This is a genomic window from Ditibartonella choladocola (assembly GCF_002007565.1).
GTDB classification, from domain to species: Bacteria; Pseudomonadota; Alphaproteobacteria; order Rhizobiales; family Rhizobiaceae; genus Bartonella; species Bartonella choladocola.
On sequence record NZ_CP015625.1, the window covers coordinates 2,048,726 to 2,063,147 of the forward strand.

At 46.9% G+C, this 14,422-nt stretch carries 10 protein-coding genes; 9 read left to right on the forward strand and 1 reads right to left on the reverse strand.

Going from position 1 to position 14,422, the window contains the following annotated elements:
* Nucleotides 1-89 precede the first annotated feature (89 nt).
* Nucleotides 90-1,106, forward strand: coding sequence for a LacI family DNA-binding transcriptional regulator (locus tag BBC0122_RS09050; RefSeq protein WP_077993193.1), 1,017 nt, complete (start codon nucleotides 90-92; stop codon nucleotides 1,104-1,106).
* 556 nt (nucleotides 1,107-1,662) lie between these two features.
* On the opposite strand, the gene BBC0122_RS09055 is transcribed toward BBC0122_RS09050, so the two are convergent.
* A complete protein-coding gene (locus BBC0122_RS09055; RefSeq protein ID WP_077993195.1) occupies nucleotides 1,663-2,529 on the reverse strand; it encodes an NAD(P)-dependent oxidoreductase in 867 nt (288 codons plus the stop codon).
* Nucleotides 2,530-3,071: 542 nt separating this feature from the next.
* On the opposite strand from BBC0122_RS09055, the gene BBC0122_RS09060 reads away from it, so the two are divergent.
* The 8 genes from BBC0122_RS09060 to BBC0122_RS09095 all read left to right on the forward strand — a co-directional run bounded on the left by BBC0122_RS09060 (nucleotide 3,072) and on the right by BBC0122_RS09095 (nucleotide 14,307).
* Nucleotides 3,072-4,121 carry an NAD(P)-dependent alcohol dehydrogenase gene (locus BBC0122_RS09060; protein WP_077993197.1) on the forward strand — a complete coding sequence of 350 codons (1,050 nt, stop codon included), beginning with the start codon at nucleotides 3,072-3,074 and terminating at the stop codon, nucleotides 4,119-4,121.
* 259 nt (nucleotides 4,122-4,380) lie between these two features.
* Entirely contained in the window at nucleotides 4,381-4,779 is a 399-nt protein-coding gene (locus BBC0122_RS09065) for a (R)-mandelonitrile lyase (protein ID WP_077994630.1), read from the forward strand.
* Between the two features lie 922 nt (nucleotides 4,780-5,701).
* A complete protein-coding gene (locus BBC0122_RS09070) occupies nucleotides 5,702-8,254 on the forward strand; it encodes a TonB-dependent receptor domain-containing protein (protein ID WP_225868100.1) in 2,553 nt (850 codons plus the stop codon).
* Between the two features lie 16 nt (nucleotides 8,255-8,270).
* The gene (locus tag BBC0122_RS09075) at nucleotides 8,271-10,046 is read left to right on the forward strand and encodes an alpha/beta hydrolase (protein WP_077993204.1); all 1,776 of its coding nucleotides are present in this window, start codon (nucleotides 8,271-8,273) and stop codon (nucleotides 10,044-10,046) included.
* A gap of 7 nt (nucleotides 10,047-10,053) precedes the next feature.
* Nucleotides 10,054-10,983: a siderophore ABC transporter substrate-binding protein gene (locus BBC0122_RS09080; RefSeq protein WP_077993206.1), complete on the forward strand. Its 930-nt coding sequence runs from the start codon at nucleotides 10,054-10,056 to the stop codon at nucleotides 10,981-10,983.
* 102 nt (nucleotides 10,984-11,085) lie between these two features.
* Nucleotides 11,086-12,069, forward strand: coding sequence for an ABC transporter permease (locus BBC0122_RS09085; RefSeq protein WP_418214882.1), 984 nt, complete (start codon nucleotides 11,086-11,088; stop codon nucleotides 12,067-12,069).
* Between the two features lie 619 nt (nucleotides 12,070-12,688).
* On the forward strand, nucleotides 12,689-13,552 hold the full coding sequence (locus BBC0122_RS12850; protein ID WP_149866746.1) for an iron chelate uptake ABC transporter family permease subunit: 864 nt from the start codon (nucleotides 12,689-12,691) through the stop codon (nucleotides 13,550-13,552).
* On the forward strand, nucleotides 13,549-14,307 hold the full coding sequence (locus BBC0122_RS09095; protein ID WP_077993208.1) for an iron ABC transporter ATP-binding protein: 759 nt from the start codon (nucleotides 13,549-13,551) through the stop codon (nucleotides 14,305-14,307). The genes BBC0122_RS12850 and BBC0122_RS09095 overlap by 4 nt, the downstream gene beginning before the upstream one ends.
* Nucleotides 14,308-14,422: the final 115 nt, after the last annotated feature.

Genomic DNA, 14,422 nt, shown 5'->3' on the forward strand with positions numbered 1-14,422 from the left:
ATATAATTCTACAGCAAATTCTGGAAACGTTTTCAAGGAAAAAACGTCTCGTTCATGTGTGAGTGCACCAAGAAAGAAAGAAAAATCGAATGGCTGCCACAATCAAGGATGTTGCAAAACTTGCCGGTGTTTCGGTTGCCACTGTTTCGCGTGCGATTTCCGGCAAAGTTGTGAGCCATGAATTGAAAAGCAAAGTGGAAGAGGCAATCCTTGCCACCGGTTACCGGCCGAACCTTGCCGCCCGCCGTTTGCGGGCGCGAACCGACGACACAATCGGCCTTATCATTGCCGACATCAGAAACCCGTTTTTTACCCGCTTTGCCCGCGCAATCGACGATATTGCCAAAACCCGCAACCAGCATGTGATCTTATGCAATACGGATGAAAATCCGGAGCAGGAAAAGGCCTATCTCGACTTGATGGAGGAAGAAAATGTTGCCGGTATAATTCTTGCTCCTACACTTTTAACAAGCCACAAACACATAACAAGCCGCAAAATGAGACCGGCAAAACTCCAACGCCCGCTTGTTCTTGTTGATCGCAGGCCTGATGAAATGATTTATGATGCCGTGCTTATCGATAATCATGCTGCCGCCAAAAAACTTGTGCATCACCTTTATGAAAATGGCAGAAAACACATTCTTTGCCTTTATGGAGCTGATAGCCGAACCGGTTTTGAAAGGCAAAAAGGCTTTGATGAAGCAATCAAGGCACTTCACCTTGCAGGTGAAAGCGTAGCCATAAAACACGGAAAAGATAATCTGGCGAAATCTTTAAAAAATGCGCTTGCAAAAAATCCCCAAATTGATGCGCTCATCGTCACCAACGGGGTTCTCGCTTTAAAAGCAGCGGCATTTTTAAACAAAGCCGGTATTGTTGTGCCCGATCAACTGGCTTTTGCAGCCTTTGATGACGAACCGTGGATGGAACTTGTCTTTAACGGTATTACAACCATTGCCCAGCCGGTTGGCGACATTGCCCGCGAAGCCTATCATTGTTTAATGGAAAGGCTCGAAAACCCGTTAAAACCGGTGCTGCAAACCGTTTTGAAAAGCAAATTGATTGTTCGCGGTTCGACCTTGAAAGCCCGCCCGACCACAATATGAAAGAAATGAAATAAGGCAGGAGCTTTCTTCTTTTGGCACATTTGGCGGTTCGGGAATTTGGTTCACACCATGATGATTCACTTTCGCCCACGCTTTTGATGAAACTTCAAGTGACAGAAATTGAAATGCTTCAATAAAGCCGCGCGACTTTAACGGTTGATATAAAAGTTAGACCGGCGAGTAACGCCGCCGCTTGCAAGAAAGGTTCACGCTTTCTTTTTTGAAACAATCCTGCCCGATGGTGATTGGCGGTTACAAAACATTGGCGCCACGACCACATGATCGCCAACAACGCTTTTGATGAAACTTTATGTGGCAGAAATTGAAATGCTTCAATAAAGCCGCACGGCTTTAACCGGTTGATATAAAAGTTGGACCGGCGAGTAACACCGCCGCTTGCAAGAAAGGTTCAAGCAAAGCAGGCGGCTTGTTATTTGACAGGCGCGATGAAAGCTTGGCGCAATCACCGCAATGCCCCCCGCAAACAATTATAACCGATAAACGGCTGCTAAAGAATTATTGCGGCAGCCGCTTGATAAGACTGGAGGTATCAAGATTATTGCGGGAGCCGCTTGATAAGGCTTGACGTATCAAGCCGGCCGCCATTTTCTGCCTGAATATCGGCATAAAACTGGTCGATCAAAGCGGTGACGGGTAAAACCGCGCCATTACTGCGCGCTTCATCAAGGCAGATGCCGAGATCTTTTCTCATCCAGTCGACAGCAAAGCCGAAATCGAACTTGCCTTCAACCATGGTGCTGCCGCGGTTCGACATTTGCCATGAACCGGCAGCCCCCTTGGAAATGACATCGAGAACCTCGTTCATATCAAGGCCGGCTTTTTTACCGAAAGCAAGCCCTTCGGCAAGGCCTTGAACAGCACCGGCAAGGCAAATCTGGTTTATCATTTTGCACAATTGCCCGCTGCCGCTTTTTCCAAGCCGCTTTACCGAAATACCATAGGCTTTCATGACATCGGCGGTTTTTTCAAATATGTCCTTCTCACCACCGCACATAATGGTGAGTTTGCCATTCTCGGCACCGGCCTGACCACCCGAAACCGGCGCGTCGATAAAACCGATACCGCATTTTTCGGCTTCCCCTTCAAGCTCGCGGGCAACTTTTGCCGAATCCGTCGTGTGGTCGACAAAAACACTTCCCTTTGCCATTGTTTTGAACGCGCCATCCTTGCCGGTTGTGACTTCTCTTATATCATTGTCATTGCCGACACAGGCAAAAACAATATCCTGCCCCTTTGCCGCTTCGGCCGGTGTATCGGCTTTTTTACCGTGAAACTCCTCTACCCATTGTTCAGCCTTTTTGGCCGTGCGGTTATAAACCGTCACATCATGACCGGCTTTTTTCAAATGCCCTGCCATAGGATAGCCCATTACACCCAAACCGATAAAAGCCACTTTTGCCATTTTGCCACTCCCTGTTTTGCTGCTTTCCGTATTGCTGCCCGATTATTTTCGATTAGTCTGCTTTTATGAAAAATATTCATAAGGCCAATGATCCTGATAGAGTTTATCAAACTCGTCTTGAAGAATATAGTTGTTATCAACAGGAAAAAGAATTGAACCCGAAACAACCGGAAATAGAATGGAGGTTTTCTATTTGCGGTTAAATTGTTTCATTCTTGACCGTGATTTTCCGGGGAAGACCGGAATTTTAAGAAGGCCGGATTTTTTTAAAAAGACCTAAAATTTTTAAACAAGACCCGATTTTTTAAACAAGACCCGATTTTTTTAAACAAGAATTACGTCTTTTAAAACCGGTAAAAAAAGAAAATAACTGTTTGGGCAAGAAAAAGGAAGAAACCGGATGATTTCAATTCTAAATGAAATACCACCGCTCACGCTTTAAACAACCGGAGAATTAAAAACAATATTAAACGCCGGAAATTAAAAAAGCAAAATGAAGAAAAACCGATAGTAAAACAAATATTCAAAAGGAAATTCCCTATATGTTTACATGTGATGCATTTGCCGTTGACGCGGCCGACCAGACCTTCCACCCTTTCACATTCGAGCGGCGTGACCCGCTTGACCATGATGTGGATATTGAAATTCTCTATTGTGGCGTTTGCCATTCCGACCTTCACACGGCGCGCAGTGACTGGGCGGGCACAATTTATCCTTGTGTGCCAGGTCATGAAATTGTCGGCAAGGTGCGCCGCGTGGGCAAAAAAGTAACCCGTTTCAAAGAGGGTGACACGGTGGGCGTGGGCTGCATGGTCAATTCCTGCGGAACTTGCGATTGCTGCCGTGCGGGACTTGAACAATATTGCGAAAAGGGCAATACCTTGACTTATAACAGCCCCGACCCTGAAACCGGAAAAGACCGTTATACGTTTGGCGGCTATTCCAAACGCATTGTGGTGAACGACAATTTTGTTCTCGCAGTGCCGGAAAATCTTGATCTTGCAGGAGCAGCACCGCTTCTTTGCGCAGGCATTACCACCTATTCGCCATTGCGCCACTGGAAAGCCGGTAAAGGTATGAAAGTGGGTGTTGCCGGTCTTGGTGGTTTGGGACATATGGCGGTGAAACTTGCCCACGCTATGGGAGCCGATGTGACGATGCTTACCACTTCGCCTTCCAAAGAAGCCGATGCGCGTCGTCTTGGTGCCCATCATGTGGTTTTGACACGCGACAGCGAAAACCTCGCAAAAGCGGCAAAAACGCTTGATCTCATTATCGACACCATTGCGGCCAAGCACAATATCGACGCTTACCTCAACCTTCTTAAAGTCAATGGCACATTGGTGCAGGTTGGTGCACCGGCCGAACCTTTGCCGGTTGGCGTTTTCAACCTCATTACAGCACGCCGTTCACTTGCCGGTTCGTGCATTGGCGGCATTGCCGAAACACAGGAAATGCTGGATTTTTGTGGCAAACACAACATTACCGCCGATATAGAACTTATCAAGGCACAGGAAATCGACAAGGCTTATGAACGCATGCTCAAAAGCGATGTGAAATATCGCTTTGTCATCGACATGGCGTCATTCTGAAAAAGCTTGTGTTCTAAAAATTTAATTCCGGAAAACGGTTTTCAGTCGAGAAAGCGGGGCGAGCAACAAGCCCCGCTGGAAACAAGCCCTGTTGACGCCCGATTTCAGCGAGCGGCAATGTTCATGTGCTTTCAAACAATAAAGTTCATGCGCTTTGAAATATGTTTGGAAGACTATTTTTGTTGGCAGCGCATTGAAACATTTATTCAAAAACAAAACCGGAATTGATAACGAAACCCCATTTCAAGGAAATGAAACAATGGAAATCAAAAGAAGTGGCAGCCGCCCTTCCGGCAAAGTTCCGGAAGAATTTTTTACCGGTCGGGTGAGACTTGATCCGGCAATCGACCCGCATGAGGGTTCAAACCTTCTTGCCGGTCATGTCACCTTCGAGCCGGGGGCACGCACGCATTGGCACACGCACCCGAAGGGACAGGCTTTGATTATCACCTTCGGGCGCGGGTTTATCGGCCGTGAAAATGGAGAAGTGAAAGAAGTTTTCGCCGGTGATATTGTCTGGTTTGAACCGAATGAAAAACATTGGCATGGTGCTTCCCCCGATACAGCAATGTCACATTATGCCATACAGGAAACGGTAGATGGCAAAAGTGCCGACTGGATGGAAGAAGTGACCGACAAGCAATATAAGGGACAATGAAAACAAACTAGAATTTCAAAACCTTGCACTGCATCAAAACTGTTACTTCATAAAATACGACAAAACCGGCAAGAAACTTGATTGCCCCCCTTTGAGGGCAGATGCTGCGCAAGTTTTCTTGAAAAGTGTGACAAAGTTTCTTGTTTTTTTGGAAACTGTTACAAAGTTTCTTGCCGGAAAAGAAAAATTGACATTCTGAAAGCCCCTCGCCCTCAATGCGGGCTGCATCAATTCAAAGTCGTTTTTTTAAAACGCGGGTTTTTTGAAAATTCAAAACTTTGAAAAGCCGCTTCATATTTTGCTTTTCCGCCCGCCTGTTTTTCCAAAGCCGATCCGTAACCAATCCAATCAATTGTCATGTTGCAAACTTGCGGCGGGCAAAGCCCCGATTTTTTAACTGACAAGATTGGAAAACAACAGATAATGCCGGATGAAAGAGGCTCGATTTCTTAACGGACAAGAACGGGAAACAACAGATAATGCCGGATGAAAGAGGCACGATTTCTTCGGCTCTTTTCACGGATTTTCTTTCAATCCGGCTCTGATTTTTCGCCGTTTTTCGCTAATTTTCTTCATTATTGTTCATAATATTTCAACAAAATAACAGTCATTCTGTTCAATAAATTTCGTGTCTGATCTCGAATAGAACGGCGATTCCAGTTTCGATTCGCAAATATATTTTATTTCACCCCTATAAATAAATAGTATAACGATAGTTGAAAAACTTTCTACATGCCTGAAGTTGCATTCAATATATTATAATTTTATTTTTTTCCGCTTATAAGTTATTATTATTAAATGTTTTTTACAGTATATTTGAACTATTCTAAAACTTGAGTATTGACATTAGGTTTTAATGTCTCTCTAAACTGTTTGTTAATTCTATACTTTTTTAATCAACTTTAAATTCGAGGGATTGTTTATGTCGATCGGACGCAGTGAAGGAGAACATTTTTCAAACGATCAGGAGTTCGTGGCGTGTCAGAATTCGATGACGGAGAAGAAAATTCTGGATGGCCAAAGGGACATGGCTGCCCAAAGTTTCAGAGCGGAAAACGAAACGGATTGGGGGCAAAAATCCGGTGCGGGTAAAAGCTTCAGTGAGAGAAAAGGTTTCGGTGCGGGTCGAAGCTTCAGTGAGAGAAAAGGTTTCAGCGCGGGTCGAAGCTTCTCGGAGAGAAAAGGTTTCAGCGCAAGCCGGAAAATGTTGGTTGCACTTAGCTGCAGCACAATTTTTTCAATGAGCCTGTTTTTTGATGGCACAGCCTTTGCCGAGACAGTCAATGACGGGGTTAAAATTGCCAATAATGGCAAACAGAGCAAGCCTGTCAGTGCACAAAACAAACAGAAAGCTGTTAAAGACAATGCGGCAGAAGAAAACGGCGGGGCGACTGTTGAAGCTTCTTCTTCTGCTTCTCCTGCGGCTTCTGCCGGTAATGCACCACTTGCCAATGAAGGCACGATGTTACGCCAAGTGGTAGTGAGTGCGACCGGCTTCGAGCAGAATGTGAAAGATGCGCCTGCCAGTATTTCGGTTATTCCGCGGGAGGAAATCGAAAAAGGGTCGTTCCGCGATTTGACCGACGCATTGAAGAATGTTCAGGGCGTTGCCGTGACGGGGACAGCCGCCGAACAGGATATATTCATTCGCGGGCTTCCCGGTGCTTACACGCTTATTCTGGTTGACGGCAAGCGCCAGAGCACGCGTGAAGCACGCACCAATGGCAATTCCGGTTTCGAGCAGAGTTTCATTCCACCGGCGGCGGCTATCGAGCGGATTGAAGTTGTGCGCGGGCCGATGTCTTCGCTTTACGGCTCGGATGCGATGGGTGGTGTTATCAATATCATTACCCGCAAAGTGCCGCATAAATGGACCGGTTCCTTTACCCTTGACGGTACGGCAAACCAGTACAGCAAATTCGGCAATACAGCCCAAGGAAGCTATTATGTTGGCGGCCCTCTGGCGCCCGATGTTGTGGGAATGCAGCTTTGGGGAAGAGGCTTGGGACGCGAAGAAGATGATATTATTTCCGGTTCGCCGAAGAAAAAGGAAATCGACATTACCGGCAAGGTTACTGTAACGCCGAACGAAAACAATGACCTCACCTTTGAAGCCGGTCACACAAGGTTGCGCCGCTATAGTTCGGTGGGGCACAATATCGAAAGAACCGAAAATATCAGCCGCAAACCGGTTGATACCTATAACAAGAATGATCGTGACCATTGGGTTGTCGGCTATACCGGCCGTTACGGCTTTACCACTGCCGATTTTTCCGTGTTGCAGGAAACCGCAAACCGTACCAATTACACATGGGACAGCCCGACCCACGATTATGTTGCCAATTTGCGTTCGCCGGAAATAAGAAACACCGTGGTGGATGGCAAATTTACCACCCCGTTCGACATTTTCGGCCGCCACACATTGGTAACCGGCGGGCAATTCAACCGTGGGGCATTGACCGACCAGAACCCCGGTATGCGCACCGGACTTGATGAAGAATTCACCATCGAGCAATGGGCGGGTTTTGCCGAAGATGAATGGTGGTTGACCGATACATTCTCGCTAACCGGCGGGGTGCGTATGGACCACCACCAGATTTATGGCGAACATTGGAGCCCGCGCGGTTATGCTGTTTGGCATGCCACCGACAATCTTGTTTTCAAAGGCGGTGTTTCAACCGGCTTCAAAGCACCGGAAATTCGTGAAATTGCCCCCGGTTATGCTTATACCACCGGTGGCGGTAACTGTTTTTACGGACGCAATCCCCCGAAAGGGCGCAACCGCTGCGGTGTGATTATCGGTGCCGACAATCTGGAAGCGGAAAAAAGTACCTCTTATGAATTTTCTACCATTTGGGACAATCTTGATAATCTCGAATTGGGGGCAACCTATTTCTACACCGATTTCAAAGACAAAATCACCAACCGGCAGGTTCTCGATGCCAATGGCAAGCAGGTTGAATGGTCGGTTGACCCGAACTATGTGCTTTATGAAAACCTCAATATCGACGATGCTGTGATGCAGGGGGTGGAGCTTACCGGTTCATGGAAACCGATTGATGTTTTGACCTTCCGTTCCAACTACACCTACACCCATTCGGAACAGAAGAGCGGCGATTATGAGGGACTGCCTTTGGCAAGAACGCCCAAACACATGGCCAATGTCCGTGCCGAATGGCAAACACCGATTGAAAAGCTCGAAAGTTTTGCTGCCGCAACCTATCACGGCAAAGAAACCAATGCGGGTTTCAGAACCGGTACGGCCGGTAAGGCGGTTTACAAAGATGGTAAAGTTGTCGGCCGTGAATATGACGATTATTTCACCTTCGATATTGGCGGTTCTTACGCTTTTTCCGAAAATGTCAAACTGAATGCGGCAATCTACAACCTGTTTGACAAGCGTGTGGGTGTTGACCAGTTCAATGATGTGGTGGAAGGCCGCCGCCTCTGGTTGAGCATGAACTCGCAATTTTAAGGGTCAGGATGAACTCTTGAAGGACAGAATTAATTTTGAAAGTTCATGGCTGATGAAAAACATCAAAACCATTATGCGCCGGTTTTTTAAAAACCGGCCTTCCCTGTTTCCGGCAAATGCTCTTTTTACAAAGAATGTTTTTGCTTCGGCAAATTCTTTAACTCCGGAAAACACTCTTTTTCCGGAAAATGTTTTTGTTCGTGAAAACTCTTTGGCTTTGGCAAAACTTGAAAGTTTGGCGGAAGCCGGAAGTTTGGAAAGCTGCTTCTCCGGAACACGCCGGTTTATTTCAAGCCCCCGCTTTGTGTGGGAAAAACAGGGGGTAAATGTTCGGGTAGAAAGAATGGGAATTGTTCCGGCTGAACGGGCAGAAAATGTTCCGGCTGAAAAGACGGGAATTGTTACGGCTGAACGGGCAAAAAATGTTCCGGTTGAAAAGGCAGGAGATATTCGGGCAGAACGGGCGGGCGCTTGCAGCTTGCAAGCCTTGTCACTTTCCCGCTTTCCATTTTCGCGCGTTCCATTTTCTCGCGTTCCATTGTCCGGTTTGTCATTTTCCAGCTTTCCATTGTCCTGCTTTTCACTTTCCCGCTTGAAGATGTCTGCTCTTTTTGTTGCCAGTCTTTTCTTTGGCCTTTCCTGTAGTTTTGCGAATGCGGAAAACGAAAATACAGAAAAAATGCGCATCCACACCAAAGATATAGAAGTTTCTTTTGTGGATGGAAATATTGCTTTGTTACCACCGGAAGAGGCAAAAATTCCGGCCGGTAACAAACAAGATGAAAAGGAAAACAACACAGAAAGCCTGACAAAAACCGGCGGGGAAAAGTCGGACGAGCTAAAAACAAGCGACGGGTTTAATGGCGCCGACAGTCACGCTTCGGGCGGCGTGGTTTCTGAAAATGCTCATGAAAAAAGTGCTCAAGGGACAAACACCGCACAGGCAACAAATGAAGAAACAAACAAGGCCGGAAAGGGTAGCGAAAACGACGGGATAAGGCACTATCGCCTGTTTATTGCTGTGCCGGAAAAGCAAGCACCAAGAGAGGGCTTTCCGCTTGTTTTACTCCTTGATGGCAACACAACATTCAAGCCCGCAATCGAGGAAGCACCCGATGCCGTAATTGTGGCAATCGGTTATCCTGAGCAAGAGAAAAAAGAGATTGTGAAACGCCGTTTTTATGACCTCACCTCTTATGCACCGGCCGATAAAATTCCGCTCCGCGCGGGCATGGAAGCGCCAAAAACCGGCGGTGAAAAAGAATTTCGCAGCATTATTGAAAAAAAGATTTTGCCGGAAATATTGGTAGAATTGCCGGTCAATCGCGACAATGTCACGTTCTTTGGTCATTCGCTTGGCGGGCTTTTTGTGATGAAGAGTTTTTTATCGGCGGGCAGTCACGGTTTTTCCACCTATTGCGCTGCCGACCCGTCAATCTGGTGGAACGGGCATGAATTTATGGAAAAACTTGCCGCTTATAACAAGCCGGAGGGGTTAAAAACGCGGCTATTGATTGAAACATCGGGAATTAAAACCCATCATAAGAATGTGACTGAGCCGAATAAAAAGCCGGTTAAGGATTTACATTCCGGCCCGAATGGCAAAGATGTTTCAGAGATTTTGAGAAAGACAAAGGCAGTTGAAAACACGTTTTACAGCTTTTCCGATAAAAACCACGGCACAATGCTTGCGCCTGCGATCAAAGATTGTCTGCAATTCGCGTTGAATGCGAAAAATTTCAAACCACAAAGGTCTCACGCAAACTCCCTTCAACCAGTCGAAATGAAATGAGGTAAAAATGATTAATAGACGCAATACTCTCGCCGCACTGCTCTTTGGTGCACTGGCTTCCGTTTTGTCATTCCAATCACCGGCAAGTGCCGATGTTGTCATCAAACATGCCGCCGGTGAAACCTCTATTCCCGATAGTCCGAAACGTGTTGTGGTGTTCGACCTTGCCACGCTCGACAATATGAACCGGTTAAAAATCGACAATATTGTGGGTGTACCGGAAGGGATAAAGCCGAAATATCTTGAGCAATATAATGATGCAAAATACACCAAGGTCGGAACCTTGTTTGAACCCAATTACGAGACAGTGGCAAGCCTGCGCCCCGATCTTATCATTATTGCCGGCCGTTCGGCTCCGAAATTCAACGATCTTGCAAAGATTGCCCCGACAATCGATTTGTCAGTCAACAATAACCACTATCTTGCCGATGTTGATCGCAATGTGACAATTTTGGGCCAGATTTTCAACAAACAGAAAGAAGCCACAGACGAAATCGACAGCCTTAACAAAAAGCTTGAAGGGTCAAGAAAGCTTGCGGCTGACAAAGGAACAGGTCTTCTTGTTCTGACCACCGGTGGCAAAATTTCAGCCTTCGGGCCGGGATCGCGTTTCGGCCTGTTGCATTCCGGTTTCGGTGTCAAACCGGCCAATGACAAACTGGAAGTGGGAAATCACGGGCAGATGATTTCACCAGAATTCATTCTTGAAACCAATCCCGACTGGCTCTTTGTGATCGACCGTGATGCAGCCATTGGCCGCGAAGGGGAATCGGCTGCAAAATTGCTCGATAATGCCCTTATCAACAAAACCAAAGCGGCAGAGAACAAGCATATCGTTTATCTCGACCCGCAAAACTGGTATCTTATCGGCGGCGGGCTTTCGGGTCTTCATGAGACAGCCGATCAACTTGATGACGTATTTTCCAAAGCAAAATAAGCATTTAGCCTGTTGTTGACTGAAAAAGTCATGAAACGGGTTGATTGTTTCAAGCTTTAACGCTTAAACATCGGAAGCAGCAGATTGGTCTGCCAGCTTCTGATGTTTTTTAATCGGGTAAAGATTGACGTGCGCTCTCTTATTATTGGCATAACGGTTATTATCGTCCTGTCGATTATCAGTATGTTTCTGGGATTTTCCAGTGTCACCCTCTCCGGCCTTCTTGCCGGTGACGAGCACAGCTTTCTTGTATTTTTTCAAACCCGCGTTCCGCGCACCATTGCGCTTATCCTTTCCGGCGCTTCCCTTGCCCTTGCCGGCATGATTATGCAAATGCTGACCCGTAACCGTTTTGTTGAACCTTCGACAGCGGGAACCGTTGAATCGGCCTCGCTCGGTATCCTCGTGGTGATGATATTTGCCCCCGGTCTCGATGTGATTTTGAAAATGCTGGTGGCCGCCCTTTTTGCGCTTTTCGGCTCGCTCATTTTCATGTTTTTATTGCGGCAAATACCGCTTAAATCCGTGCTGATTGTGCCGCTAACGGGTATTATGCTCGGCTATGTAATTGGCGCGCTCACAAATGGCATTGCCGATCAGGAAATGTTGTTGCCATCGCTGCAATCCTACCTTTTTGGCAGTTTTTCTATGGTGGTTGAAGGCAAATATGAACTATTATGGCTGTCGCTGCCGCTTTGCCTTGTTGCCTATCTTGCGGCCGACCGTTTTACCGTTGCCGGTTTCGGCGAGGATTTTTCCAGTAATCTCGGCCTTGATTATAAAAAAGTTATGCTTTTCGGGCTTGTCATTATTTCCATGATAACGGCAACCGTTATCTGCACTGTCGGGCGGATCCCCTTTATTGGCCTTGTCGTGCCCAATATCGTCTCTATTGTCATGGGCGACAATATGCGCCGCACAGCACCTTTTGTGATGATAACCGGTGCGGGACTGGTGCTCTCCTGCGACATTCTTGGCCGGTTGATGAGCAGATCGGCCGAAATACCGGTTGGAACCATTATGGGCGTTCTTGGCAGTGTGCTTTTCATTGCACTTCTCTTGAAATGGAGAAAGCGCCTTGGCTAGAAAAATACCGGAAACTAAAAACCCCGCTTTAAAAGGCGAGAGGCCACAACCTGCCGGAAACGACGTTGCCGGAACAAATCCGGTGAAGTCCGGCATGGCCACGCCCGACCTTCTTGAAAGAGATCATATCAAAACAGCAATTGGTGAGGATAATTTTACAAAAACGGAAATTATCGAAACGGATACCAGCGCGCCGGATAATCAAAGAAATGAGATTGTCGAAGCGGAGATTGACGAAAAAGATATTGGCGAAGCCGGAATTGGCGAGGCAGGCCTTGACGAAGTAAAAATCCCGAACAAGAAAGCGGACAGGGATTTGGGCAAGGAAGCAAGCGCGGAAGCAGGCAGAGAAGCAGGCGGGGAAGAAAACGAGGACGCTAACGGGGACGCAGGCGGTAAAAAAGGCAAGAAAGCAAGCGAGGAAAATGCCGCAGCTTTATCCGGCTTTATCAGCACGGATGAAGCAAATTCTTCCAAAACGGCTATTACCGGCAGTGGTTCCGCAGATTTGAGCTTTAGCAAAACCGGACATTCAAGAAAAATCCGTTCGACACTGCCGCTTCTCATCGGTCTTGGTGTTGTTGCTGCCATTTTTATTGCGCTTTACCTTTCATGGAATATGTCGGTTGTGATCTGGCCGTTCCGTTTGGGCAAACTCGTTTCGCTTGTTCTGATTGCCTATACGATTGCTGTTTCAACAGTGCTTTTCCAGACGGTTTCCAACAACCGGATTCTTACCCCCTCGATTATGGGTTTTGACCAGCTTTATATTCTCATCCAGACGGTGGTGGTTTATTTTGTCGGCTCGACCGTTATTTACGGGGTGAGCGACGAAGTGCGCTTTATCGTTGTAGCGCTCATTCTCACACTGTTTTCGACAAGCCTTTTCACATGGCTCTTTTCGGGAACCATCAAGGGGCTGCACATGACGCTTTTGATCGGCGTTGTGTTTGGCGGCCTGTTCTTCAGCTTGCGCATGTTGTTGCAACTGCAACTGAACCCCGATGAGGCGGTCAATCTCACCGATGTGATGTTTGCCAATTTCAACCGCTTCAACACCAATCTGATCGGCATTGCAGTGATTATTGTTGTGATTGTTTCCCTGTTCGGCTGGCGTATGCGCTATCTTTTCGATGTGCTGGCATTAGGGCGCGATATGGCAATCAATCTCGGTGTCGATTATAAACAGGCCGTCACGCGCATTCTCGTGCTGGTTTCGATCATGGTTGCCGTTTCAACCGCACTTGTGGGGCCGGTCACCTTTTTCGGCCTTCTGGTTGCAAGCCTTGCCTACCAGTTTACGCCGACAGCCAAACATATGAGCGTGTTGCCGGTTGCCATTCTGCTTTCGATTATTTTCCTTGTCGGCGGCCAATTCATTCTCGAACAGCTTTTCAATATGGCAAGCCGGTTGAGCTTTATTATCGAATTTGTCGGCGGCATTGTGTTTTTGACCCTGCTCATCAAGGGAAAATTGAGATGATTGAAATTAGCCATGTATCCAAAAGCTATGACGACAATAGCATTATCGAGGATTTGTCACTTGAAATCCCCAAAGGTGGAATGGTTTCGATTATCGGCCCCAATGGTGCGGGTAAATCCACCCTTCTAACTATGATAAGCCGCCTGTTGCCGATCACAAAGGGCACAATTACCGTTGACGGAATTGATGTGACAAAGGCCAAAGGATCCGATTTTGCAAAACGGCTTTCTATTTTGCGGCAGGAAAACACTCTCACAGCACGTATCACCGTGGAAGATCTTGTAAGCTTCGGCCGCTACCCCTATTCACATGGTGTCTTGACAAAAGAAGACAAAACATTTGTCGATAATGCCATAAGCTATCTGGGGCTGGACCCATATCGCAAACGTTTTCTTGACGAATTGTCGGGCGGGCAGAGACAACGCGCTTTTGTTGCCATGGTGATTTCTCAAAACACCGATTACATCCTGCTTGACGAGCCATTGAACAATCTTGATATGCGCCATGCCGTTTCAATGATGAAGCGGCTTCGCAACGCGGCCGACGAATTGGGCAAAACCATAATTATGGTAATGCATGATCTCAATTTCGCCTCCTGCTATTCCGATCTCATCATTGCTTTGAAAGAAGGAAAACTCGTCTATTCCGGTGCACCCGAAAATATCATGAAAGATGAAATCCTTTCGGCAATTTATGATATCGACATCAAGGTCAAAGATATAGACGGGCAGAAAATCGCTGTTTATTACCGCTAGATCGACTTTTTAAAAAAATCTGCCACCCGAAAACTTCGGGGGTGTAGAGAAAACTGAAAAGTCGTAAGAAAAGGCTGCTCGAAGAAATCAAAAGCAATGAGCGGGAAAGGTGAGG

Bases quoted from the DNA above. Each gene is read 5' to 3' on its own strand.
- BBC0122_RS09065 (WP_077994630.1), top strand. From the start codon at position 4,381: ATGGAAATCAAAAGAAGTGGCAGCCGCCCTTCCGGCAAAGTTCCGGAA.
- BBC0122_RS09055 (WP_077993195.1), bottom strand. From the start codon at position 2,529: ATGGCAAAAGTGGCTTTTATCGGTTTGGGTGTAATGGGCTATCCTATG.
- BBC0122_RS09095 (WP_077993208.1), top strand. From the start codon at position 13,549: ATGATTGAAATTAGCCATGTATCCAAAAGCTATGACGACAATAGCATT.
- BBC0122_RS09070 (WP_225868100.1), top strand. From the start codon at position 5,702: ATGTCGATCGGACGCAGTGAAGGAGAACATTTTTCAAACGATCAGGAG.
- BBC0122_RS09050 (WP_077993193.1), top strand. From the start codon at position 90: ATGGCTGCCACAATCAAGGATGTTGCAAAACTTGCCGGTGTTTCGGTT.
- BBC0122_RS12850 (WP_149866746.1), top strand. From the start codon at position 12,689: ATGTCGGTTGTGATCTGGCCGTTCCGTTTGGGCAAACTCGTTTCGCTT.
- BBC0122_RS09060 (WP_077993197.1), top strand. From the start codon at position 3,072: ATGTTTACATGTGATGCATTTGCCGTTGACGCGGCCGACCAGACCTTC.
- BBC0122_RS09080 (WP_077993206.1), top strand. From the start codon at position 10,054: ATGATTAATAGACGCAATACTCTCGCCGCACTGCTCTTTGGTGCACTG.
- BBC0122_RS09085 (WP_418214882.1), top strand. From the start codon at position 11,086: ATGTTTTTTAATCGGGTAAAGATTGACGTGCGCTCTCTTATTATTGGC.